Genomic DNA, 22,036 nt, shown 5'->3' with positions numbered 1-22,036 from the left:
GTCAACTCCCCGTGGCCTTCTGGTATGCGGCGACGTTCCCGTCGAGGCCGGTGAGCACCGAGTTCCAGTCCGGTCGCCACACGGTGACGCCGGCGATCGCCTGCGCGGGTGAGTTCGCGCCGGAGTCGGCCGGGGTGTCGGTACGCACCGACACCCCGAGGGCGTCGGGCGCGACGGTCTTCTGGACCTCGGACGACAGCAGGAACTCCAGGAGCTTCGTGGCGTTCTCCGAATGCGGCGCGCCCTTCGTGACACCCGCGACGTAGGGCAGCGACACCGTCGTGCGTGTCCCGTTCGCGTCGGCCGGGAAGAACACCTCGAAGGCCGATTTGTCGTCGCGGATGGACGTCAGGTTCATCTGCACGTCACCGTTGGCGACCATGATCTCGCCGTTGCTCACCTTCGGTTGCAGCTTGCCCGTGGAACTCGACGGTCCGACGTTGTTGGCCTGCAGGCGCTTCAGGTAGTCCAGCCCGCCTTGCTCACCCCGCAGGTGCTGCAGCAGGAGCAGGACCGCGGTGCCGTCGCCGGCCTGGCCGGGGGTGGAGTACTGGATCTTGTCGGCGAACCGCGGGTCGAGCAGATCGTCGAAGGTGGTGGGTGCGGGTGTGGCACGCGGACTGCGGATGAACGACAGGTAGTTGTCGACGATCGAGACGTACGTGCCGGACGCGTCCTTGTTGTCGGCGGCGACGGCGGAAGTGTCGACCCCGGATTGCGCGAGCAGCCCGGCACCGTCGGCCTTCTGAATGAACGGCGGCAGGGTCACCATGAGGTCGGCCTGTGGGTTCGACTGTTCCTTCTGCACGCGCGAGACGACCTCGCCGGAACCGGCCTCCACGTAGTTCACCGAGATCTTCGTCTGCTCGGTGAACTTCGCGAACTCGGCCTTGTACCAGTCGCCGAGGCCGTCGGCGCTGTAGACGGTGACGGTGTCGGAGCCGGATGTCGCGGTGCCGGTGCCCCCGCATGCGGTGGCGGTGAGCAGGACGGCGGTGGTGGAGCAGATCGCGACGGCGCTGTGGCGGAACCGTTTTCGATCAGATCGAACAGACATGACTGGTCCTTCGTGGTGGGTGGTGAGCGGTGTCAGGAGAGGACGAGATGGCCGAAATCGGAGATGGAGTCGACGATGTGCGTGGCACCGGCGACGGCGAGCTGGTGCCGGTCGTGGGCTCCGGTCAACGTGCCCGCGACGATGCGCGCCCCGGCCCGCAGGCCGCTGAGCACGTCGCTGGAGGTGTCGCCGACGACCGCGACGGCGCGGACGTCGTCGATCTCGAGATCCAGGACCGCTCGCAGGACGAGGTCGGGGTAGGGGCGTCCCCGGCCGGCCTCCTCGGGGGACAGCGTGAGGTCGGCGATGTCGGACCATCCGAGGACGTCGAGGAGTCGGTGCTGCGTGGCGCGGCTGAAACCCGTTGTGAGAGCGACCTTGATCCCGGAGTCGCGCAACGCTGCGATGGTCTCGGCCGCGCCGTCGATGGGGTGGATGTCGCCGGTACCGATCAGGTCGTCGTAGGCGGCCTCGAAGGCACGGTTGCCTGCCTGCGCGCGGTCCTCGTCGTCGGTCAACGCGCGGAACACGGTGATCTTGGACTGGCCCATCGTGTCGATGACGTACTGGCGGGCGTGCTCACGCTCGGGTCCGTCGTCGGGGATCCCGGCGGTGGTGGCCGCGACGTCGAAGGCCGACAGGACGAGTCCTCCGTCGGAGACGGTGGTGCCTGCCATGTCGAGAACCGCAAGCCGGGTGGGTGAGGTCGTGCTGGTGGTCATGGGGTGCTTCTCTCATGCGGAGGGAGGGGGCTACAGGTTCATCGCGTCGGCGGTGTCCTCGCCGATCGCGGGGCCGAGGGTCATACCGCGTCCACCGGGGCCGGTGACGACCCAGACGCCCGGGGAGACCTCACGGCGGCAGACGATCTCGGCGGGGTCGGTGCACTGCGAGTACACCCCTGCCCAGCGTCGGACGATCGGCGGGAGATCACGACCGAGCAGCTCCTCGACAACCCCACGAAGGTGGTCGTAGGGGGCCTCGGCGACGTCGAAGTCGAAGGGCTCGTCGTAGTGGTGGGTGTCGCCGATCGTGAGACCGCCGTGGCTGCGTTGAACGCACAGCAACTGCATCCGGTGGTCCGCGGCGACCTCGGCCTGCGGTTGGCGGGTCGTGAGGTCGTCGAGGCTCGCCCCGGCGAACGCGGGGTAGTACCGGAAGCTGTCACCGTCGGCGATCGCGGTGGTCAGGGGTTCGTCGAGGGGGGCGGTCTGCATCATCTGAAGCCGCACCCGACGCACCGGCAGGTCGCCGGCGAGTTCGCGCACGAGACCGCCGTGGGCGGCTCCGGCGCACAGCACGACGGCGTCACCATGATGGGTCCGCCCGGCGTCATCGCGGACGTTCACCCCGTCCGCGGACGAGACGACCTCGCGGGCCTCGGTACTCGGATGGAACTCGTACCGACCGGTCGCTTGAAGTACCTGCCGGATGGCCGGGAGCGCGACACGCGATTCGACCGCGCCGTCACGGGTGCAGTGCAGTCCGGCGAGATACTTGCCGCGTAGCGCTGGGTTGACGGCGATCACCTCCTCGGGCTCGAGGAGACGGAAACCGCGTTCGGCGGCGTCGGTGCGGGCGACCACGTCCTCGGCGACAGCGACCTCATCCGCGGTACGGATGAGGGTGATCGACCCGGCGGGGCGAAAGCCCACACCGGGCACGGATCGACCGATCTCCTCCCACAGGTCGCGGGATCGGTTGGCCACGGCCAGTTCTCCCGCGGAGCGTCCGGACACCCAGACGAGGCCGAAGTTGCGGACCGTCGCGCCGCGCGCTTCCGGCTCGCGTTCGAGGTGGACGACATGGTGGCCGCGCAGGACGGCCGAGCGTGCGTGGGAGGTGCCGAGGATGCCTCCGCCGATGACGACAATTCTCATGAGGCCAGCGTGCATCATTGGTCTAGACCAATCAATGACCGATGTGAGAACGCTGGGTGAACAATTGGTATAGACCAATACGCTAGGCTCATGGAATGGACGTGATCGACGAGACCGCGCAGGTGTTGGCCTCGCTGCGGGGGGTGTGGGACGAGGTCGAGGTGGACGAGCTCGACCACGCTCTGCAGGCGGGTCGCCACGCGGTGCTCGACGGCGCCGACGACGAACTAATACTCGCGAGTGTTCTGCACGACGTCGGGCACAGTCCGCTGGTGGCCGTCGACCCGTCGGTGCATCACGAGGATGCGGCGCAGGAATGGCTCGACCGACGATTCGGCGAACGTGTCGGATGGCTGGCCGGATCGCACGTCCGGGCCAAGCAGTACCTCGCCGCCACCGACCCCGACTACGTCGCGGCGTTGTCGCCCACGTCGATCCGGTCGCTGGCGTATCAGGGCGGAGCGCTCGTGCGGTCGTCCCGCGCGGGCCACCCCTGGTGGTCGGACGCGCTGCGGCTGCGACGCTACGACGACGCCGCCAAAGTGCCGGGAGCGCAGGCGTTGTCGGTCGACGAGGTGCTGGAGTTCGCACGCCGGGTGGTGTCCCGGTGACCGCGGTACCCAGGGTCCCCAAGTACTACGCCGTTCGCACCGAGCTGGAACGGATCGTCGAGACGCTGGACGTGGGGGATTCGGTGCCCGCCGAGCGCGACCTCGCCGAGCGCTTCGGGGTGTCGCGCGAGACGGTCCGTCAGGCGTTCCACGAGCTGCTGGTCGAAGGGCGTATCGAGAGACGGGGGCGGGGCACCGTGGTCTCCGCGCCCAAACTCGTCCAACCGCTGTCGCTGCTGTCCTACACCGAGGGCGCCATCAGCCATGGGCGGGTGCCCGGGCGTCTGCTGGTGACGTGGGAGGACATCACCGGTGACGACGCCCTGTGCGACGAGCTGCACATCGAGCGTGGGTCGACGGTCATGCACCTCGAACGCGTGCTGCTCGCCGACGGCGCGAAACTCGGCCTGGAGAGCACCTATCTGCCCCGGAACCGTTTCGCGTCCTTCACCGACACCTTCGACCCCTCGACCTCGCTGTACGCGGCCATCCGCGAGGCGGGTGTGCACTTCGGCAGCGCGAACGAGCGCATCGAGACCGTGCTGGCCTCGCCACGCGAGGCGACTCTGCTCGAGACGACCACCGCGATGCCGATGCTGCTGATGCATCGGCGCAGCCTCGATGTCGACGGACGCCCGATCGAAAAGGTGCGGTCGCTCTACCGCGGCGACCGGGTGGCCTTCGAAGCCGTTCTGCGGGAATGACCGCGGTGAGATGTGCGCTCGCCTGGCGGTGTCAGGGTGAACTCGACATTCGCCATCTGTTGCCGCACACCACGAGGGCAAGTACTGTCCCGACCTAACGAGACCGTGCGTTCGTCGACCGCGGCGGACGCGTCCGTGCCGAAGGAGTCGCCCACGTGCCACCGGCCCCACGTTCGGCGGTCGCACGACTCCGTCTCCTGGTCGTCGCGACGACGATGACCCTGATGTGCGGCGTGATCGGCCCCGCCGTGGCGCACGCGGCTCCCACCCCACCCCGCGGCGAACCCAGGCAGTGTGTCGGCTCCACCTTCGCCACCCTGGGCGAGGTCTACGACGCGGTCTTCGACTCCCTGCTGCCGCAACTGCCCGCGCAGGTCCGTCGGGACGCCCCGGCGATCAAGGCGCAGACCCATCGGACGATGAACCGACTCCACGTGTCCCTGTTGGCCGTCTCGAACGACCCGCGGGGCATGGGCGCGAGCGAGGACTCGCCCAGCCTGAAGTACCGCGACCCGGTGTCGAACTACATCGTCACGCAGCTGGTCAACATTCGGAACGGTTTGTCGCACAACGCGATATCGATCGAGAACATGACGTTGGCGCAGGCGATCGAGACCGTCTGGCTCTACCTGTCGGTCACGGTGTTCATCCCCATGAAGCTCATCTCGGGCACCATCCCGGCCATCGCGTCGCTCGGCCCGGTCAGCCTCGGCCAGCTCATCGCGCTACCTCTGACGCTCACCACGTCCATCGCCGACCTCGTCTACCCGTACCTGCGCGAGCAGCTCGTCGGTGCCTGTGTGGCGTCGGTGACCAGGAGCGAGAAGGCCCGTGCCGGACGACCGATCAAGGACCTGCGTTTCCCCGACCGGGTCCCCGACATGCTCCGTCAGATCGCCGACGAGGTGGCGATCGCGGAACCGGGCGCCTGCCCGGCGATCGCGTCGGTACCGCTGTCGCGCGTCGTGGACCGGACCGTCAACTACCTCGAGCACATCTCGACCGATGCCGCCGCGGACCGTCGGATCGCCGCTCGCGCAGCGCAACTCCGGCGCATCATGGCGACGACCCGGGTGCCGTCCAACCTCATCCCCGAGGATCCACAGGACTTCTCGTTCGTCGAGCAGCTGTTCGCGTTCGGACTCGGATTGGTCCCGACGGTCGGAGGTACGGCGACCGACGCCATCGTCGGACTCATCCACAACAACAGCGAACGCCTCGACTTCCGTCGGACGATCCCGCTGGCCGACCTGACGGTGACCAAGTCGTTGACCGCCGGCTACTACTCCTATGGCCTGGCCACGCAGCTCGCCACGCTCGGTCTGCGGCAGAACCGCGCGCTGACCGTGTCCGCCCTGCAGATGCTGGTGCCGTCGGTGTCGAGAGAACAGTTGGTGCAACTGATCCCGAACCCCGGTGCCGTCCTGGACGCACCCCGCACCTACGGACTGGTGACGTTCCACAACGTGCTGCGGTCGATCTGTCTGACCGGCGGGGCCGACCGTCCGGCGGGCACCGGTGGTCGGTGAGGTCCCGACTCAGCGTTCGCGTTGGCGAGGGAAGATCGGCAACGAGCGACGCGCCTTGGCGCCGGCCAGCATCTCCGCGCGCTCGGTGAGCTTGACCCTCGGCCGTCCGGAGGTCTCGCCGCGTTCGCGCTCGATCCGGTCGATGGCGCGGATCCCGCGGTGCCGCACAGGCTTCAGGTTCTTCCGCCGGAGGAACTTGCCGAACCCGCCGTCCGGACGAGCACTCACGTCGAGCGCGCCGGACGCGGCGTCGTCGATGAACGCCTGAACGGTCCCTTCGGCGCAGGCACGGTTGGCGCCGATGCCGCCCGAGGGCCCCCGACGCGCCCATCCCACGACGTAGGCGCCGGGCACGGGAGCTGTCCCGTCGACGATCCGCCCGTCGGCGTTGGGGATCCGGCCCGCGTCGGCGTCGAACGGGAGTCCGGTGACGGGACGGGTGCGGTATCCGATGGAGGAGATCACGTTGTCGGCCGGGATGAGGTGCTCGGTCTCGCCCGTGCGGACCCGGACGCCGGTGACCTGGCCCTCGCCGACGACCTCGATGGGAGTGGTGTTGTACAGGAACACGATTCGTTTGCGGTTCGGGTCGACCGGCGCGGAGAAGTCGACCGACGACGGGTCAGAACCGTCGAGGGCGACGATCTCGATACCGGGGGTGTTGGCGAGCGCCGCGTACTCGGCTGGGGTGTAGGCCGCCGAGTCGGGCCCACGGCGACCGAGGAGGACGACCTCGCCGACGCGGTTGTCCCGCAGGAACGGCAGTGACCGGTCGGCGATGTCGGTGCGACCGAGATCGTCCGGGGCGGTGTGCAGCAGTCGGACGATGTCGAGGGCCACGTTGCCGGTACCCACCAGCACCGTGCGTCCGACGCGCGCGGGCGCCAACGGGTTCGAGATGTCGGGCAGACCGTTGTACCAGGCGACGACCTCGGTGGCCGAGGTGCTGCCCGGGAGGTCCTCGCCGGGGATGCCGAGTCGCTTGGGCTCCGACGCGCCGATGGCGTAGATGACGCCGTGGAAGTGCTGTGCCAGCTCGGCGGGCGAGAAGTCCTTGCCCACCTCGAGATTGCCCAGCAGCGTGACCCGCGGATCCCGCAGATGCAGGTCGAAACCGTGGGTGATGTTCTTTGTCGCCGGGTGATCCGGTGCCACGCCGGACCGCACGAGTCCGCCCGGCGTCGGGAGCTTGTCGATGACGGTGATCTGGGCGTCGGTACGCATCAGCAGGGTGCGGATCGCGTAGCCGGCCGACGGGCCGGTGCCGATGACCGCGACCTGCAGGTCGTCGGGAAGCCGTTGCAGGGCGGTGTATTCGGTCGGGGAGAAGGCCTGCGAGGTGTCGCGGTCGCGGTAGTAGGCGGCGTTGACCTCGGCGAAGTGCGCGTCCCGTGGTCCGAGCCGGTCCACCGGGAAGATCGCGTCCACCGGGCAGGCGTCCGAGCAGGCGCCGCAGTCGATGCAGGTGTCGGGATCGATGTGCAGGATGTCCGCGGATCCGAACCCGGGCTCGCCGGGTGCGGGGTGGATGCAGTTCACCGGGCACACCGAGACGCACCCTGCGTCGCTACAACACGACTGTGTGATGGCGAACGCCATTGTGGTTACCCCACTTCATTGTCGGGACGGTTCGATCCAGACGTCCGCGATTGGACGTGCGGGGGTCAGAGGATGCGTGCCCTGCGGTACCAGAACGACGCGGGCCGGGTCAGCAGTCCGACACTGTCGAGGAACTCCATCAGATGTACGCAGCTCGTCCGCATCATCGAGTGGAAGTGGCTGTTGCGCTTGCGCGTCGCAACGGCGCGGTCCCGGTCGAGTCCGGCGTCGGAGTACGCCTTCGGGTCGTGCAGGCTGGTCACGATGGCGAACGAGGCGATCGCGATGATCAGCGCACTGAACTGGCGACGGAACCAGCCGACACCCTCCATCGACTCGCGGACCTCTTCGCGGGCGAACTTCATGTGCCGCGATTCCTCGAGCACGTGGATCTCGTTGACCGTGCGCACGAACGGCAGCACGCGATCGTCGTTCATGCAGCCGCGCTGGAAGACGTCGAGGACCTCTTCGGCCACGAGGATGGCGGCGTAGGCGACCTCGTTGCGGGCGAGCGCCATGAACGCCTTGCCCAGCCAGCCGACGAAACGCGACGGACGGTAGGACGCGCCGACCATCTTCTCCGAGGCCTTCGCGAACATCAGCGAGTGGCGGCACTCGTCGGCGATCTCGATCAGCGACCACTGGAACTCGGGGGAGTGGTACTCGCCGAGGTACTGGTCGCGGATGACCATCTCCTGCAGGATCATCTCGAACCAGATCCCGTTGGTCATGACCGATGCGAACTCGTACCGGGTGAGCGCGATCTGCTGCTCCTCGGTCAACTCGTCCCACATCTCGGTCCCGTACAGCGAGCACCACTCCGGGCTGCAGCCGTACTTCGAGGGGTCCATCGGCTCGGACCAGTCGATCTCGGTCATCGCGTTACGCGACAGACGCGCCGCCGATGCGATCAGACGATCCGACACCTCGCCGGGCCCCTGATCGAGTCGGGTCGCCTGCACACTGTCTGCGGTCACCGTCATCGCACACCTCCGTAATCTGACAACACTCGTTGTAGTCAACGTTCATTGTCACGGTACGGGCTCGGTGCACGCTTGTAAACCGTCAGTCGGGGACTCGCTGCCCGTCCGTCGACGCTCTGACCTGCGGTACGCGCGTGTATCTCGCAGAGGGGTGTCCAGATCGCCTACGGGCGTCGCGGAATCGGGAGCAATGGCCCCGCGACGGTCGCCAGTGCGTCGCCGTCGCGCAGGGCGTGATGCGCCACGCCGTCGGAGGTGAGTCGGTCGTGTAGCGCGGTGCACAGGCGGCCCTCGTCGAATGCCGTCGTCCCCACATGGGGGATCAGCGGGCGGTCCAGGATCCCCAGTCCGGTCGTCAACGGGTCCGGCCCGGCCGCCCGGGGGTCGTCGATCTCGGCGATCAGGCTCAGATCGGCGCACAGGACGGCCGCTCCCGCGCTGTATCCGGCGTAGGCGAGCGACGAGTCGAGGATGCGTCCGGTGATGAGGTCATCGGCCCCTGACCTGGCCATCGCCGCGCGCAGGACGAAGGTGTTGCCGCCACGCACCCACAGCGCGTCGATCGTGCGCAGTCGTTCGACGTCGGTGTCGGTGCGCAGGTCGAGTCGTTCGGGGCGCAGGCCGAGGTGGTCGAGTTCGTCGCGTTCGACCTCCCAGGCCATCTGCGTCTCGGCGTGGGGTCGGTCGTCGACCGCGTTGAGCACGACGCCGACGGACGCGCCGGCGCCGAGGACCTCGACGAGCCGTTCGGGGTGGTCGCCCACGCCCATGGACGAGAGGTAGAGCCGCATGCACGCGAGCCTAGGCCGGGCCCGTCCGGCGACGTGCGGTAGAACACAGTGCAGGGCCGTGAGTGGCGGATCTCGCGGCCGAGCCGAACAGGGAGAGTGCGGATGAGTGGTGTCGAGGATCGAGTGGTCGTGGTGACCGGCGCCGGCGGTGGGCTGGGTCGCGAGTACGCGAAGCTGCTCGCGGCCGAGGGCGCGCTCGTGGTCGTCAACGACCTCGGCGGCGCGCGGGACGGTTCCGGGTCGGGATCGACGATGGCCGACGCGGTGGTCGAGGAGATCATCGCCGACGGCGGTCGGGCCGTACCCAACTACGACTCCGTCGCCACGGCCGAGGGTGCGGAGTCGCTCATCCGCACCGCGCTGGACACCTACGGCGCGATCCACGGCGTGGTCAACAACGCCGGCATCCTGCGGGACAGCTCGTTCCACAAGATGACCGCGGAGGCGTTCGACGCCGTGCTCAAGGTGCACCTGTACGGCGGCTACAACGTCACCCGGGCGGCGTGGCCGCACTTCCGCGAGCAGCACTTCGGCCGCGTCGTGGTGGCGACATCGACCAGCGGTCTCTACGGCAACTTCGGGCAGGCCAACTACGGCGCCGCGAAGATGGGGCTGGTCGGTCTGATCAACACCCTCGCCGTCGAGGGCGCGAAGTACTCGATCACGGCCAACGCCGTCGCGCCGCTCGCGGCCACCCGCATGACCGAGGACATCGCGCCCGCGGAGATGCTCGAGAAGATCTCGCCCGCGTTCGTCGCCCCGGTCATCGTCGCGCTCATGAGCGAGGAGTGTGCCGACACCGGTTCGATCTTCGAGGTCGGCGGCGGTCAGGTGCAGCGCGCACAGCTGTTCCGCAGCGTCGGAGCGCAGTTCGATGCGCCCCCGTCGGTCGATGAACTGCGTGCCCAGTGGGATCGGATCACCGACATGGGTGACTCGGCGCCGGGTGGTAATCCTCTCGGCTGACGACAGCCGAGGAGGCAACGTTCACACCAACCTCCTGTGAATAATGCGCCTCAGCTGTACCTGGACCCACTCGAGCACCTACCGTCACGTCATGACTTCGACCTCTTGTCAACGATGGCGACGTGTCACGGCCACCGTGGTGACCGCATTGGCGCTGGTGGCGGGCTCGGGAGCCGTCGCAAACGCGGAGACCGGCCCGGACGTGTCGTCGCATCAACACGACGGTGGTCAGCTCATCAACTGGTTCGCCGTGAAGGCATCCGGCCAGAACTTCGCGATGGTCAAGGCCACCGAGGGGCTGTCGTACGTGAACCCGTACTTCGTCCCCGACTCGATCGGCATGCGACTGGCCGGCGTGGCCCGCGGCTCGTACCACTACGCCGATCCCAGCCTGCCCGCCGCGCCGCAGGCAGCGCTGTTCGCGACCATCACCCTCGGGATCAACGGCTACGGCGACATGCCGCCGGTCCTCGACCTCGAACAGTCGGGTGGGCTGTCGCCCGCGGCCCTGATCGGCTGGACGCACCAGTACCTCGACACCGTCCGCGCACTGACCGGGCGGACGCCGATCATCTACACGTATCCGAACTTCTGGCGGACCAAGATGGCCAACACCACCCAGTTCACCGGATACCCGCTGTGGATCGCCGACTACAACGGCAAGGCGCAGCCCGGAGCGCTTCCGGGCGGATGGAGTCGGTGGACGTTCTGGCAGTACACCGACAACGCCCGCATCCCCGGGATCACCGGTCCCGTCGACAAGAACAGCTACAGCGGCGCGCAGGGCCCACTTCGCGCCTACTCACGCAGCTAGACCGGTAGCTTCGACGGCATGCGAACGTTCACATCTGCAGACGACATCCTGGCCGCCGTGGGCGAGACCCTCGGCTCGAGCGAGTGGCTCACCATCACCCAGGAGCGGGTGAACCAGTTCGCCGAGGCGACCGGTGATCACCAGTGGATCCACGTCGACATCGAGCGGGCGAACGCCGAGAGCCCGTTCGGTGGACCGATCGCGCACGGTTACCTGACGCTGTCACTCGTGCCGATGCTCGCCTGGCAGATCTACTCCATCGAGAACGCGAAGATGGGTATCAACTACGGCTCGAACAAGGTCCGCTTCCCGTCGCCGGTCCTCGTCGGCTCCGAGGTCCAGTTGACGGCGACGTTGTCGGAGGCGACAACCAAGCCCGACGGGTCGGTCGAGATGATCGTGACGCAGTCGCTGACCGTCCGCGATGCCGCCAAGCCGGCGTTGGTGGCCGAGACCATCACGCGCGTGGCGTTCTGATCCAGACCGCCGACGCCGCATCCGCCCAGTCGTGGTCCGCATGGGCCCACTCGACGCGTGTGCGGCGGTGGGTGGGTCTACAGGGGTGTGGTGGCCAGGGCCCACAGGACGGCTGAGGCGTCCGACTGTAGTTCGCACGGGGTCCCGTCGGCGGCGCTCTGCAGGGCCAGGCCGTCGGCGTAGACGAGTACGCGGTTGACCCGCGAGTTCGCCTCGCCCTCGTCGAGACCGGCGATACCGAAAGCGCGCAGCAACAGTCCGCGGTACGCGGCCAGGCAGCGGGCGCTGATCTCCGCGACGGCGGGGTTGCGGGCGGCCTCGGTGTACATCTCCAGCTGGGCCAGCATCCGGTTGGGTTCGCAATACGAGGCGCTGAAGTCCTCGAAGACCGAGCGCATCAGAGCGCGCGGGGAGGCGGTCTCGAGTTCGGCCTTCACCAGGGCGGCGTCACACCGGCTGACCACCGAGTCCGCGTAGCGTCCCAGCGCCGCGAGCATGAGTGCCTCGCGATCGGCGAAGTGGTAGGTGGTCGATCCCAGCGACAGACCGGCGGCGTCGGCGACCTCACGCAACGTGATCGCGTGCAGCCCCCGCTCACCGATCAGTTGCAGGGTTGCGTCGAGCAATACGTCACGCCCGGTTCCGCGCGTGACTGTGGCACGACGTGTGTTCATTGAAACGATCCTCACCCTCACGCGGCCCAAGGTGGACTGCGGTCCACGTTGACAGTATCGAATGTCATTGAGCGATCCAACGGATCTGCCTCAATAGTGTTCAAACGCACGCAATCTGTCCAGTTGGCGCTCCGCCACACAGCGCGAAACCCGCAGCCGATGGCTGCGGGTTCCACGTGAACCTGTGGGCGCGAGGGCTACGCGTCCTGATTCTCTGAGATCAGAGGTTGGCGCCACAGACGGGCCACGCGCCGGGTCCCTGCGAGGCGAGCACGTTCTCGGCCACGCGGATCTGCTCCTCGCGGCTGGCGCTGGAGGCGTCGCCCGATCCGCCGTTGGCAGCCCAGGTGCTCGGGGTGAACTGCAGGCCGCCGGAGAAGCCGTTGCCGGTGTCGATGCCCCAGTTGCCACCGCTCTCGCACGCAGCGACGGCGTCCCAGTTGTGTCCACCCTCGGCGGACGCGGTCCCGGCGAGGAGCGTCAGCGGGGCGGCGGCGAGGACGCCGGTGATGGCGGTCCGGGCGGCAAGGGTCCGAAACTTCGTGTTCATGGTGTCTCCAATCCCGCCGACGACCGAGATCGTCACGACGGTTTTCCAAACTGTCCCGCCCGCAGAGAACGCGAACGGTCGCCGAGAACGGAGGCGAACAGCACCCGCTCTCGGACCGGAGGCGACGCTACGAGGTACGCCGCCGGTAGGTCACATTCACGATCGTGAAGTCACCCGGGTGATAACGCTTCGATAACGGTGGCCGAATTCGGCAGAAGTGCAGCGCATCTCGGCGTGTCGGGTCCGAGTTGGACAGGTGATCAGGTCGGTGTCGCGGTGACGCGGAACACGACGTTTTTGTGGTCCGGGACACCCCGTGAGGCGGTCTCGGATGCCACTGAAGACCCGTGGAGGACTCAGTCGACGCGGCGTAGTCCGTCGATGACCACGCGGACGAGTGGCGCACTGTCGGCCGGGTTCATGTTCATGTGGCACGTCATCGACAGCCCGCCGATGAGACGGAACACGTCGGCGGCGGTGACGTCCAGACGGAACATCCCCTGGTTTTGGCCGACAGACAGAATCGCGCCGATCATCTCCTGCGACGCCGCGCGGGAGTCGACGAACACCGGCGCCTCGGCGCCGAGCTCGGCCAGGATGACCTCTTTCATCCCGCGCTTGGACGCGGCGGTCCGCAGATACTCGCCGAACACCGCGACGAGTGCGTCATCGGGCGGCAACGTCTCGCCGAAGCGCCGCCCGTTGGTCACGATCTCCTCGGACTGGCTGCGGTAGACGGCCTCGATGAGTGCCTCGCGGCTGGGGAAGTTGCGATACAGGGTGCCGATGCCCACGCCGGCGTCGGTGGCGATCCGGTCGAGCGGCGCATCCACACCCGATTCGGCGAACACCGTCCGCGCGGCCGTGACCAGCTTGTCGCGGTTGCGGACGGCGTCGGCGCGGGGTGCGCGCTCGGTGGCCTTGGTCACCAGTCCTCCTCGGTGAGAACGGCAGGGTCGAAAATAGGTTGCAAAGCGGAGGGTCCCTCCGTATCGTATCCGGAGGAAGCTTCCGTTTCGCGCTCGAGTGTACTCCAACCCCTGAGGGAGACCACACATGTCTTTCATCCATTCCGTCCGCGAGACGGCGTCACCGCGCCGTTGGTCGGACCGACTCCGAGACCATCTCGGCACCCTGGTGCTCATCAGCGTGCTCGGCTGCCAGTTGATGGTGGTCGTCGACGCCACCATCGTGAACGTCGCCCTGCCGGACATCCAACGCGCACTGGGCTTCTCGTCGACATCGCTGTCGTGGGTTCTCAACGCCTACACCCTGACCTTCGGTGGCCTGCTGCTGTTGGGCGCCCGGATGGGCGACATCCTGGGACGTCGTCGGACGTTCCTGGCCGGGCTGGCGTTGTTCGTGGTGGCGTCCATGGCGGGAGGGTTCGCCACCGACGGCGTCGAACTCCTCGCCGCACGTGCTCTGCAGGGCGTCGGCGCCGCGGTTGCCGCACCGGCCGCGCTGGCGTTGCTCATGACGCGCTTTCCCGAAGGGCGCGAACGCAATCGGGCCCTGGGCCTGTTCACCGCCGTGTCCATCGGCGGGTTCTCGATCGGCCTGGTGCTCGGCGGTGCACTCACCCAGTGGCTGGATTGGCGCTGGGTGCTGTTCGTCAACGTCCCCATCGGGATCCTGGTCCTGATCGCCGGCGCGGTGTCGTTGCCCGCCACCGCGCGCAGTCGCAAACAGTTCGACCTGCAGGGTGCGCTGTACTCGACGGTCGGGATCGGTGCCTTGGTCTACGGACTGGTCAGTGCGGCCGAGCGGGGCTGGTCGTCGCCGACGACGCTGGTGTCGCTGGCCGTGGGAGTGGTGCTGCTCGCGGCCTTCGTTTTCGCCGAGAGTCGTGCGGCACAACCGATCACACCACTGCGGCTGTTCGCCAGCGTTCCCCGTGCGTCGGCCTACGCCGGGCGTCTGGTGATGGTGGCCGGGTTCATGGGCATGATGTTCTTCCTGACGCAGTTCCTGCAGGACGTCCTGGGTTACGGCCCGCTGCAGACCGGCCTGGCCTATCTGCCGATGACCGCGTCGACGTTCATCGCGACCCAGTTCTCCGCCCGCTACGCGTCGGTGCACTTCAGTCCGCGGACCTTGCTGCTCGTCGGATTCGGCGCCGCGATGGCGGGGATGGCGTGGCTGACCCAGATCCATCAGGGATCGAGCTACGCGGAGTTGGTCGGACCGATGGTGCTGATCGGACTGGGCGGCGGCACGTCGTTCCTGTCGCTGACCACCGCCGCGCTGCGGGGTGTCGCACCCGAGGACGCCGGTGCGGCGTCGGGCATGGTCAACACGATGCAGCAGCTCGGCGGGACGCTGGGGCTGGCGATCCTGGTGACGATCTTCGGGTCGGCCAGCCGTGCGGCCGGTGGCAGCGAGCTGCACTCGTTCACCGTCGGCGTGCAGGAGACCTTCTGGGCCTCGACGATCCTCCTCGGGGTCGGGATGGTGCTGATGGCGCTCACCCAGGGCGAGCGTCGGCACCCGCAATCCGCGCCCGCCGACACCCCGGAGATGGTCGCGGTGGGCTCCGAGGTGGCCTGACGCCCGTCGAACGCCACTGACCGACCGACACGAGGAAACCGAAAGGCCCGGGCACACCCCTCGGTGTACCCGGGCCTCTCGGCAACTCGTGTTCGCAGCCTACTTCAGTTCGGAGCTGCTCTTGTTCAGGACCCGACGGGCGATGACCAGGTTCTGGATCTGCTGGGTGCCCTCGAAGATGTCGAGGATCTTCGAGTCACGCGCCCACTTCTCGAGCAGCAGGTGCTCGGAGTAGCCCAAGGTGCCTGCGAGCTCCACCGCGCGGGTGGTGACATCGACGACGGTGCGTCCGGCCTTGGCCTTCGACATCGACGCCTCCTTGGAGTTCGGCTGCTTGTTGTCGGCCATCCAGGCGGCACGGAGCATCAGCAGGTAGGCCCCCTCGTAGTCGGACTCGAGACGGATGAACTCGGCGGCCGCGGCGTGCTGCGTGTGGGCGGGCTTGTCGTAGTCGATCACGACCCCCGCCTCCTCGAGCACGCGACGGATCTCCTCGAGTGCCGCGCGGGTCACACCCACGGCCATGGCGGCCACCATCGGACGGGTGTTGTCGAACGTCTGCATGACGCCGCCGAACCCCTTCTTGGTGTCCACCTCGGGCGAACCGAGAAGGTTCTCCTTCGGGATGCGGCAGTTCTCGAAACGGATCTGCGCGGTGTCGGAGACCTTGATGCCCAGCTTGTGCTCGAGACGCTCGATGGTCACACCGGGGTGCTCACGGGGGACCACGAAGCTCTTGATCGCGGCGCGGCCCGCGGTCTTGTCCACGGTCGCCCACACCACGATGTGGGTGGCGCGCGAACCGGCGGTCACATAGATCTTCTCGCCGTTGATGATGTAGTCGTCGCCGTCGAGCACGGCGGTGGTCGAGACCGCCGCCGAGTCGGAGCCGAAGCCGGGCTCGGTGATGGCCATCGCGGCCCACACCTTGCCGAAGCTCTTGAGCTGCTCGTCGGTCGCGACCGCGGAGATCGCCGCATTGCCCAGTCCCTGGAACGGCATGCTGAGCACGAGACCCACGTCGCCCCACGACGTCTCGAGGACGTTGAGGCAGGCCTGCATGTTGCCGCCGTTGGCGACAGCGCCCTTGGGCAGTTCCTTTTCGGGATGTGCACGTCCCGCGTCGGCACCGGCGCCGGCCTGACCGGTCTCGGTGAGACCGTCGTAGAGGCTGGCGAGGGTGTCGAGTTCGATCGGGTAGTCGTGCTCGCGCTGGTCGTACTTGCGGGAGACGGGCCGGAAGATGTTCGCCGCCGCCTGGTGCGCCTGATCGACGGTCACCAGGAGCTTCTTGGGCAGTTCCAGATTGATTGCCATGGTCTTCTCTTTTCGAGGTGAGAGCTGGGATGTGGATCAGGTGACTAGAGAACGACGATGCCCTCGCCGATGGAGGCGGCGCGCAGGTCGCGGTACCACCGCTCGACGGGGTGCTCCTTGGTGAAGCCGTGTCCGCCGAGGAGCTGTACTCCGTCGGAACCGATCTGCATGCCCTTGTCGGAGACCAGCTTCCGGGCCAGTGCGGCCTCGCGGGCGAAGGAGAGGCCCTGCTCGGCGCGCGATGTACCGCGCTGGGTGACCAGGCGCAAGGCGTCGAGCTCGGTGGCCATCACGGCGACCGGGAACGCCACGCCCTGACGGTTGGAGATCGGCTCACCGAAGGCGACGCGGTCGTTGACGTAGGGGACCACGTAGTCGAGCACGGCCTGCGAGGTGCCCACGGCCAGCGACGACCAGCCGAGCCGGGACAGGCGGACGACATCGCGGTAGGCGGCGAAGGCGGCGTCGCCCTCTTCCTCGCCGAGCAGCGCCGACTTGGGCACCGACACCCCGTTGAGGAGCAGGCGACCCATCCCGGCGGCGCGGACGCCCATGCCGGGGTCGGCCTCGACGACCAGACCGTCGGTGTCGGACTCGACGATGAACAGGGCGGGACGGCCGTCGAGCTGTGCGCCGACGATGAACAGTTCCGACGACCCGGCGGCCGGGACGAACGACTTCACGCCGTCGAGTTTGTAGCCGCTCGGGGAGCGGCTCGCGCGGGTCTTGATGTCGAACGCGTCGAACAGTGCGCGCGGCTCCGCGATGACGACGGCCGACTGCGGGACCTGCTCGCCGGCGTAATCCGGGAGGTAGGTCTTCTGCTGTGCGTCGCTGCCGTACTGGGTCAGGGTGGTCGCGACGCCGCTGGGTGCGAGCAACGGGAGGGCCAACCCCATGTCGCCGAAGGCCATTGCCTCGGCCACGAGTCCGTTGGTGACGACGCCGCGCTCGGTGGCCGCGCCGTCGAACTCCTCGGGGACGTTGATGGTGGTGATACCGAGCTCGGCGAAGCGGGTCAGCAGCTCCTCGGGAGCGACGGCGGCCTCGTCGGCGTCGTGCGCGGCCGGCCGGAGGATCTCCTCGGAGAACTCACGCGCGGTGTCCGCGATCATCTTCTGCTCGTCGTCCGGCGCGATGTTGAAGTAGTCCTTGCCCGGGGTGCTCAGCCGTTTGGGTGAACCGCCACCCTGCACGGCCTTGAACGCGCGATTCGCGGCGCCGAGGGTCTGGAAACCACTCTTGGTGCCCTGGAAGGCGACGCGATTGATCGGCTCGCGCAGACCGAAGCGCTCGGCGATGTCAGATCCGGCGAGAACGGACAGGACCCGCATGGCGGCGCCGATCGCGTTCGTTTTCGGGGGGTTCTTGCCGACCGCGGAGGTATCGCGAGGCTCGGTGTGTGTGGACATGTCGCACCTGCAGTTTCGTAGTCGATTTCACTGATTACCACGGACAATACTGATCTTACTCAGCAGTAAGATAGACCTTACCGAACGGTCAGGAGTAAGTCACGAACGTGATACACCTCACGGCTGTGACAGGCCACAGGGAAAATGTCGACTTTTCGAAGCAATGTGCGGAATGTCGCTTATCCTGTTGCGCATGACGCAACCACCCAACATGGGAAAGCCTGTGCAACCTCCGCAGGGTCCCCACACCGACACGTTCTACGCATCTCTCCTCGGCCAGGAACAGGGCCCCCTGTCCTATGGCGATCTGCAGAACCTCACCCGCTCGGGTCAGGTCAAGCCCGAGACCCAGATCCGGACCGCCACGAGCAGCTGGTTCCCGGTGAGTCAGGTGCCGGGGCTGTTCTCCGACAAGGACTGGCTGACGACCGTCCTGATCTCGTTCTTCGTCGGCAGTCTGGGCATCGACCGGTTCTGGCTGGGCTACACGGGCCTGGGCATCCTTAAGCTGGTCACATGTGGCGGACTCGGGATCTGGTCGTTGATCGATTTCATCCTGATCATCCTGCGCAAGGTCCCCGACGCGAGGGGTCTGCCCCTCAAGTGAGTTCGACCCGCCCGGCGACTGCGGGCGGAACGGTCGTCGCGGCAGCGGTGGTCGGTGCCACGGCACTGACCACCGCTGTTGTCGTCCCGGAGTCGATGAGCACGAACGGCCCCGTCCTGTGTCCGTTCCGGCTCGTGACCGGACTGCCCTGCCCGGGATGCGGTCTGACCCGCAGCTGGGTGGCGATCGGCCACGGCGACCTGCACGGGGCCTTCGCCTACAACGCGTTCGGGCCGCTGAGCATGGCCTTCGTCGCATCGATGGTGGTGCTCGTCGCCGCCGTTGCGCTGACGGTCCCGCGACGGTTGTCGCGCATCGAATCGATCCTGCGGCATCCGGTGGTGTGGACCGTCGCCGGTCTGTGGGTCGCCTACGGCATCGCGCGGGGAATCGACGCCGTCGCGAACACCGGGTGGTTCCCGCCGGTCAGCTGATGTCCAGAGCGTCCTCGCGCGGCAGCACGAGGAAGTCGGTCCCGTCGGACTTCATGTTCTGGAGCAGACCGTTGAAGAAGCCGACACCGGCGTCGGACAGGATCGCCTCGTGGATCGGGAAGGCGACCCTCGGGGCGACGGCGCGCAGATAGTCGACGCCCTCGCCGGCCTTCATCCAGGGTGCGGCCGCGGGGGTCGCGAGCACGTCGACCTTCTCCTGCGGGACGAACAGCGAATCGCCGGGGTGCATGAACTTCGCGGGCCGGTCGGCGTCGCCGAGCAGGTAGGCGACGTTGTCGATGCCGGGGATGTCGGGGTGGATGATCGCGTGCTCGCCGCCGGCCACGCGGGCGGTCACCGAACCGACGGTGAACTCGTCACCGGCGTTGGCCGCGGTCCACGTCCCGGCCACGTCGTCGTCGTTGAGTTGCTGCGTGGTCTGCGGGTCGGCGTAGAGCGCGGCGTTCGGGTTGGCGGCCACCAGGTCGGGGAGTCCGTCGACGTCCATGTGGTCGGCGTGCTGGTGGGTCACCAGGATCGCGTCGAGCCCCGTGATCCCGGCGAGCCCGTGCGACAGCGTCCCGGGATCGAACAGGATTGTCGTGCCATCGATTTCGACCAGGAGACAGGAATGTCCGAAGTGGGTGATGCGCATACCTCCACACTATGCGTCGATGCGCATGTGTGGGTCCGACATGGTCGATCTACGCCAGGGCCGCGACCACCGCGTCGTGCAGCAGGCCGTTGCTGGCGATGGCGCTGCCGCCGTGCGGACCGGCCGTGCCGCCCAGGTCGGTGAACACCCCGCCGGCCTCGCGTACCAGGATGTCGACGGCGGCGAGGTCCCACAGCGAGACCTCGGGTTCGGCGGCGATGTCCACCGCACCCTCGGCGACGAGGCAGTAGTTGTAGAAGTCGCCGTATCCGCGCACCCGCCACACCTCGTCGGTCAGTGCGATGAACTGACCGCGCACACCGAGGTCGCCCCACCCGCTCAGGCTCGAGAACGCCAGGCTCGCCGAGTCGAGGGAGTCGACAGCCGACACCCGCACCCGGCGCGCGTTCTCCGCACCCACCTGGGCCCAGGCGCCGGATCCGGTCTCGGCCCACCATCGCCGGGACAACGCCGGCGCCGACACCACACCGAGCACCGGGCTGCCGTCGACGAGCAGGCTGATCAGCGTGGCCCACACCGGCACGCCGCGCACGAAGTTCTTGGTCCCGTCGATCGGGTCGATGACCCACTGCCGACCCGTCAGCAGCGGTGACCCGCCGAACTCCTCGCCGAGCACGGCGTCGTCGGGTCGGTGCTCGGCCAACACCGCGCGGAGTTCGGTCTCGGTGGCCAGGTCGGCGTCGGACACCGGCGTGAGATCGGGTTTCGACGACACCTCGAGATCGATCGCGCCGAAACGGTCGCGGGTGATCGCGTCGGCGCGATCAGCCATCGTCAATGCGAGCTGCAGATCGGAAACCGGATCGGACATCATGCCCGGTAGGCTACGTGGCACCCCGTTCCCCGAGTCGAGAGGTGGTCGGCGCTTCCCATGCTGATAACCATCGCGTTCGCGCTGATGTTGGTCGTATTGCTCGCGGTCTTCGTGATGCAGCGCGGTCGACGCCCCGGCGGCGGTGGTCTGTTCGGTGGTGCGAGTGCCGGATCCTTCGTGCAGGGCACCTTCACGGTGACCGGCGTCAGCGACCGCCCCGGCGCCGGCGACAAGAACGACCAGATGTTCTGCACCGTGTCGGGGACCATCGTCGGTCCCGACACCGCTCCGACCGACGTATACGGCGACCTGGTGCTGACCGGCAAGACCCCCTGGCCGCAGGTCGGTTCGGACATGCCGGTGGTCTACAAGCCGGGCAAGGCGGAGACGAGCTGGCGGTTCGGCAACCTCGAGGTGCCTCCCGCGCAGTAGCGGGAGATCTGCCGCGGTGTCCGGCCGGTAGCCTGGTACACCGTGCATCCCGACATAGCCGCAGACCTCGATTCGCTCGACACCACTCTCACGACCGTGGAGAAGGTGCTCGACCTCGAGGAGCTGTCCCGGCGGATCAGCGAGCTCGAGCACCAGGCCGCCGACCCCGAGCTCTGGAACGACCAGGAGCACGCGCAGCAGGTCACCAGCGAGCTGTCGCACACCCAGACCGAGTTCCGACGCGTCAGTGAACTGCGACAGCGTCTCGACGACCTCCCGGTCCACTACGAGCTCGCCGACGCCGAGGAGGGGGACGACCAGGTCGCCGCCCTGGCCGACGCCGACGCCGAGCGCGCATCGTTGCGGACCGACATCGAGGCGATGGAGGTCAAGACGATGCTGGGCGGCGAGTACGACGCCCGCGACGCGCTCGTCAACATCCGCTCGGGCGCAGGAGGCATCGACGCCGCCGACTGGGCCGAGATGCTGATGCGCATGTACATCCGATGGGCCGAGAAGCACGGCTACGGCGTCGAGGTCTACGACACCTCCTACGCCGAGGAGGCCGGCCTCAAGAGCGCGACGTTCGCGGTCAAGGCGCCGTACATGTACGGCACCCTGTCGATCGAGATGGGCACGCACCGCCTGGTGCGGATCAGCCCCTTCGACAACCAGGGCCGTCGCCAGACCTCGTTCGCCGAGGTCGAGGTGCTGCCGGTGGTCGAGACCACCGACCACATCGACATCGACGAGAACGACCTGCGCGTCGACGTCTACCGGTCATCGGGACCCGGCGGGCAGTCGGTCAACACCACCGACTCCGCGGTCCGGCTGACGCACGTGCCCACCGGGATCGTGGTCACCTGTCAGAACGAGAAGAGCCAGCTGCAGAACAAGGTCGCCGCGATGAAGGTGCTGCAGGCGAAGCTGCTCGAGGTCAAGCGCAAGGAGGAGCGCGCCGAGATGGACGCCCTCAAGGGCGACGGCGGCTCCAGCTGGGGCAACCAGATGCGTTCCTACGTGCTGCACCCGTACCAGATGGTGAAGGATCTCCGGACCGAGTACGAGGTCAACAACCCGACCGCTGTCCTCGACGGCGATCTCGACGGTTTCATCGAGTCCGGGATCCGCTGGCGGATGGCCGCCCAGAACACCTAGG

Annotated in this window: 24 protein-coding genes; 11 read left to right on the top strand and 13 right to left on the bottom strand. The window is 67.8% G+C overall.

Annotation, left to right across the window (positions count from 1 at the left end; all coding sequences use genetic code 11):
• Position 1: 1 nt before the first annotated feature.
• From LX13_RS16355 to LX13_RS16345, 3 genes are read right to left on the bottom strand one after another with little or no spacing between them, the layout of a single operon-like run.
• Entirely contained in the window at positions 2-1,057 is a 1,056-nt protein-coding gene (locus tag LX13_RS16355) for a 2-aminoethylphosphonate ABC transporter substrate-binding protein (protein ID WP_253662355.1), read from the bottom strand.
• A 32-nt stretch (positions 1,058-1,089) separates the two neighbouring features.
• The gene (locus LX13_RS16350; protein WP_253662354.1) at positions 1,090-1,779 is read right to left on the bottom strand and encodes a phosphonatase-like hydrolase; all 690 of its coding nucleotides are present in this window, start codon (positions 1,777-1,779) and stop codon (positions 1,090-1,092) included.
• 30 nt (positions 1,780-1,809) lie between these two features.
• Entirely contained in the window at positions 1,810-2,937 is a 1,128-nt protein-coding gene (locus LX13_RS16345; RefSeq protein WP_253662353.1) for a TIGR03364 family FAD-dependent oxidoreductase, read from the bottom strand.
• 95 nt (positions 2,938-3,032) lie between these two features.
• On the opposite strand from LX13_RS16345, the gene LX13_RS16340 reads away from it, so the two are divergent.
• The 3 genes from LX13_RS16340 to LX13_RS16330 all read left to right on the top strand — a co-directional run bounded on the left by LX13_RS16340 (position 3,033) and on the right by LX13_RS16330 (position 5,781).
• Positions 3,033-3,548 carry an HD family phosphohydrolase gene (locus LX13_RS16340; RefSeq protein ID WP_253662352.1) on the top strand — a complete coding sequence of 172 codons (516 nt, stop codon included), beginning with the start codon at positions 3,033-3,035 and terminating at the stop codon, positions 3,546-3,548.
• Entirely contained in the window at positions 3,545-4,252 is a 708-nt protein-coding gene (locus tag LX13_RS16335) for a GntR family transcriptional regulator (RefSeq protein ID WP_253662351.1), read from the top strand. Before LX13_RS16340 ends, LX13_RS16335 begins: the two co-directional genes overlap by 4 nt.
• A gap of 155 nt (positions 4,253-4,407) precedes the next feature.
• Complete coding sequence (locus LX13_RS16330) at positions 4,408-5,781, top strand: hypothetical protein (protein WP_253662350.1); 1,374 nt, start codon at positions 4,408-4,410, stop codon at positions 5,779-5,781.
• Between the two features lie 9 nt (positions 5,782-5,790).
• Here LX13_RS16330 and LX13_RS16325 read toward each other — a convergent pair whose 3' ends face one another.
• From LX13_RS16325 to LX13_RS16315, 3 genes are all read right to left on the bottom strand, one after another.
• Positions 5,791-7,380 carry a 4Fe-4S binding protein gene (locus LX13_RS16325; protein WP_253662349.1) on the bottom strand — a complete coding sequence of 530 codons (1,590 nt, stop codon included), beginning with the start codon at positions 7,378-7,380 and terminating at the stop codon, positions 5,791-5,793.
• Between the two features lie 65 nt (positions 7,381-7,445).
• On the bottom strand, positions 7,446-8,363 hold the full coding sequence (locus LX13_RS16320) for an AurF N-oxygenase family protein (protein WP_253662348.1): 918 nt from the start codon (positions 8,361-8,363) through the stop codon (positions 7,446-7,448).
• Positions 8,364-8,527: 164 nt separating this feature from the next.
• Positions 8,528-9,154 carry a Type 1 glutamine amidotransferase-like domain-containing protein gene (locus LX13_RS16315; RefSeq protein ID WP_253662347.1) on the bottom strand — a complete coding sequence of 209 codons (627 nt, stop codon included), beginning with the start codon at positions 9,152-9,154 and terminating at the stop codon, positions 8,528-8,530.
• Positions 9,155-9,256: 102 nt separating this feature from the next.
• On the opposite strand from LX13_RS16315, the gene LX13_RS16310 reads away from it, so the two are divergent.
• The 3 genes from LX13_RS16310 to LX13_RS16300 all read left to right on the top strand — a co-directional run bounded on the left by LX13_RS16310 (position 9,257) and on the right by LX13_RS16300 (position 11,411).
• On the top strand, positions 9,257-10,120 hold the full coding sequence (locus LX13_RS16310) for an SDR family NAD(P)-dependent oxidoreductase (RefSeq protein WP_253662346.1): 864 nt from the start codon (positions 9,257-9,259) through the stop codon (positions 10,118-10,120).
• Between the two features lie 91 nt (positions 10,121-10,211).
• The gene (locus LX13_RS16305) at positions 10,212-10,934 is read left to right on the top strand and encodes a glycoside hydrolase family 25 protein (protein ID WP_253662345.1); all 723 of its coding nucleotides are present in this window, start codon (positions 10,212-10,214) and stop codon (positions 10,932-10,934) included.
• Between the two features lie 18 nt (positions 10,935-10,952).
• Positions 10,953-11,411 (top strand): MaoC family dehydratase, encoded by a 459-nt coding sequence (locus tag LX13_RS16300; RefSeq protein WP_253662344.1) that lies wholly within the window; start codon positions 10,953-10,955, stop codon positions 11,409-11,411.
• A gap of 77 nt (positions 11,412-11,488) precedes the next feature.
• On the opposite strand, the gene LX13_RS16295 is transcribed toward LX13_RS16300, so the two are convergent.
• The 3 genes from LX13_RS16295 to LX13_RS16285 all read right to left on the bottom strand — a co-directional run bounded on the left by LX13_RS16295 (position 11,489) and on the right by LX13_RS16285 (position 13,564).
• Entirely contained in the window at positions 11,489-12,085 is a 597-nt protein-coding gene (locus LX13_RS16295) for a TetR/AcrR family transcriptional regulator (protein ID WP_253662343.1), read from the bottom strand.
• A 220-nt stretch (positions 12,086-12,305) separates the two neighbouring features.
• The gene (locus tag LX13_RS16290) at positions 12,306-12,635 is read right to left on the bottom strand and encodes a transglycosylase family protein (protein ID WP_253662342.1); all 330 of its coding nucleotides are present in this window, start codon (positions 12,633-12,635) and stop codon (positions 12,306-12,308) included.
• A gap of 356 nt (positions 12,636-12,991) precedes the next feature.
• Positions 12,992-13,564 (bottom strand): TetR/AcrR family transcriptional regulator, encoded by a 573-nt coding sequence (locus LX13_RS16285; protein ID WP_253662341.1) that lies wholly within the window; start codon positions 13,562-13,564, stop codon positions 12,992-12,994.
• A gap of 127 nt (positions 13,565-13,691) precedes the next feature.
• On the opposite strand from LX13_RS16285, the gene LX13_RS16280 reads away from it, so the two are divergent.
• On the top strand, positions 13,692-15,185 hold the full coding sequence (locus LX13_RS16280; RefSeq protein WP_253662340.1) for a DHA2 family efflux MFS transporter permease subunit: 1,494 nt from the start codon (positions 13,692-13,694) through the stop codon (positions 15,183-15,185).
• A gap of 99 nt (positions 15,186-15,284) precedes the next feature.
• Here the strand turns inward: LX13_RS16280 and LX13_RS16275 are convergent, their stop codons facing one another.
• The gene (locus tag LX13_RS16275) at positions 15,285-16,502 is read right to left on the bottom strand and encodes an acyl-CoA dehydrogenase family protein (protein WP_253662339.1); all 1,218 of its coding nucleotides are present in this window, start codon (positions 16,500-16,502) and stop codon (positions 15,285-15,287) included.
• A 44-nt stretch (positions 16,503-16,546) separates the two neighbouring features.
• Positions 16,547-17,914: an acyl-CoA dehydrogenase family protein gene (locus tag LX13_RS16270; RefSeq protein ID WP_253662338.1), complete on the bottom strand. Its 1,368-nt coding sequence runs from the start codon at positions 17,912-17,914 to the stop codon at positions 16,547-16,549.
• A gap of 193 nt (positions 17,915-18,107) precedes the next feature.
• On the opposite strand from LX13_RS16270, the gene LX13_RS16265 reads away from it, so the two are divergent.
• Both LX13_RS16265 and LX13_RS16260 read left to right on the top strand, forming a co-directional pair.
• Entirely contained in the window at positions 18,108-18,521 is a 414-nt protein-coding gene (locus tag LX13_RS16265) for an NINE protein (protein WP_253662337.1), read from the top strand.
• Positions 18,518-18,955: a DUF2752 domain-containing protein gene (locus LX13_RS16260; RefSeq protein ID WP_253662336.1), complete on the top strand. Its 438-nt coding sequence runs from the start codon at positions 18,518-18,520 to the stop codon at positions 18,953-18,955. Before LX13_RS16265 ends, LX13_RS16260 begins: the two co-directional genes overlap by 4 nt.
• On the opposite strand, the gene LX13_RS16255 is transcribed toward LX13_RS16260, so the two are convergent.
• Positions 18,948-19,610: an MBL fold metallo-hydrolase gene (locus tag LX13_RS16255; RefSeq protein WP_253662335.1), complete on the bottom strand. Its 663-nt coding sequence runs from the start codon at positions 19,608-19,610 to the stop codon at positions 18,948-18,950. The two genes, LX13_RS16260 and LX13_RS16255, sit on opposite strands and share 8 nt — an antisense overlap.
• Before the next feature lie 49 nt (positions 19,611-19,659).
• Positions 19,660-20,442 carry a histidinol-phosphatase gene (hisN, locus tag LX13_RS16250; protein ID WP_253662793.1) on the bottom strand — a complete coding sequence of 261 codons (783 nt, stop codon included), beginning with the start codon at positions 20,440-20,442 and terminating at the stop codon, positions 19,660-19,662.
• Positions 20,443-20,502: 60 nt separating this feature from the next.
• On the opposite strand from hisN, the gene LX13_RS16245 reads away from it, so the two are divergent.
• Together LX13_RS16245 and prfB are read left to right on the top strand one after the other, a co-directional pair.
• The gene (locus LX13_RS16245) at positions 20,503-20,877 is read left to right on the top strand and encodes a hypothetical protein (protein ID WP_253662334.1); all 375 of its coding nucleotides are present in this window, start codon (positions 20,503-20,505) and stop codon (positions 20,875-20,877) included.
• Between the two features lie 42 nt (positions 20,878-20,919).
• Positions 20,920-22,035 (top strand): peptide chain release factor 2, encoded by a 1,116-nt coding sequence (gene prfB, locus LX13_RS16240; protein WP_253662333.1) that lies wholly within the window; start codon positions 20,920-20,922, stop codon positions 22,033-22,035.
• The last annotated feature ends 1 nt before the right edge of the window (position 22,036 follow it).

It is taken from the genome of Williamsia maris (assembly GCF_024171815.1).
In the GTDB taxonomy this organism is placed as follows: Bacteria; Actinomycetota; Actinomycetes; order Mycobacteriales; family Mycobacteriaceae; genus Williamsia_A; species Williamsia_A maris.
Note: the sequence above shows the minus strand (reverse complement) of the source record. Positions and strands in the feature narration are given on the sequence as shown.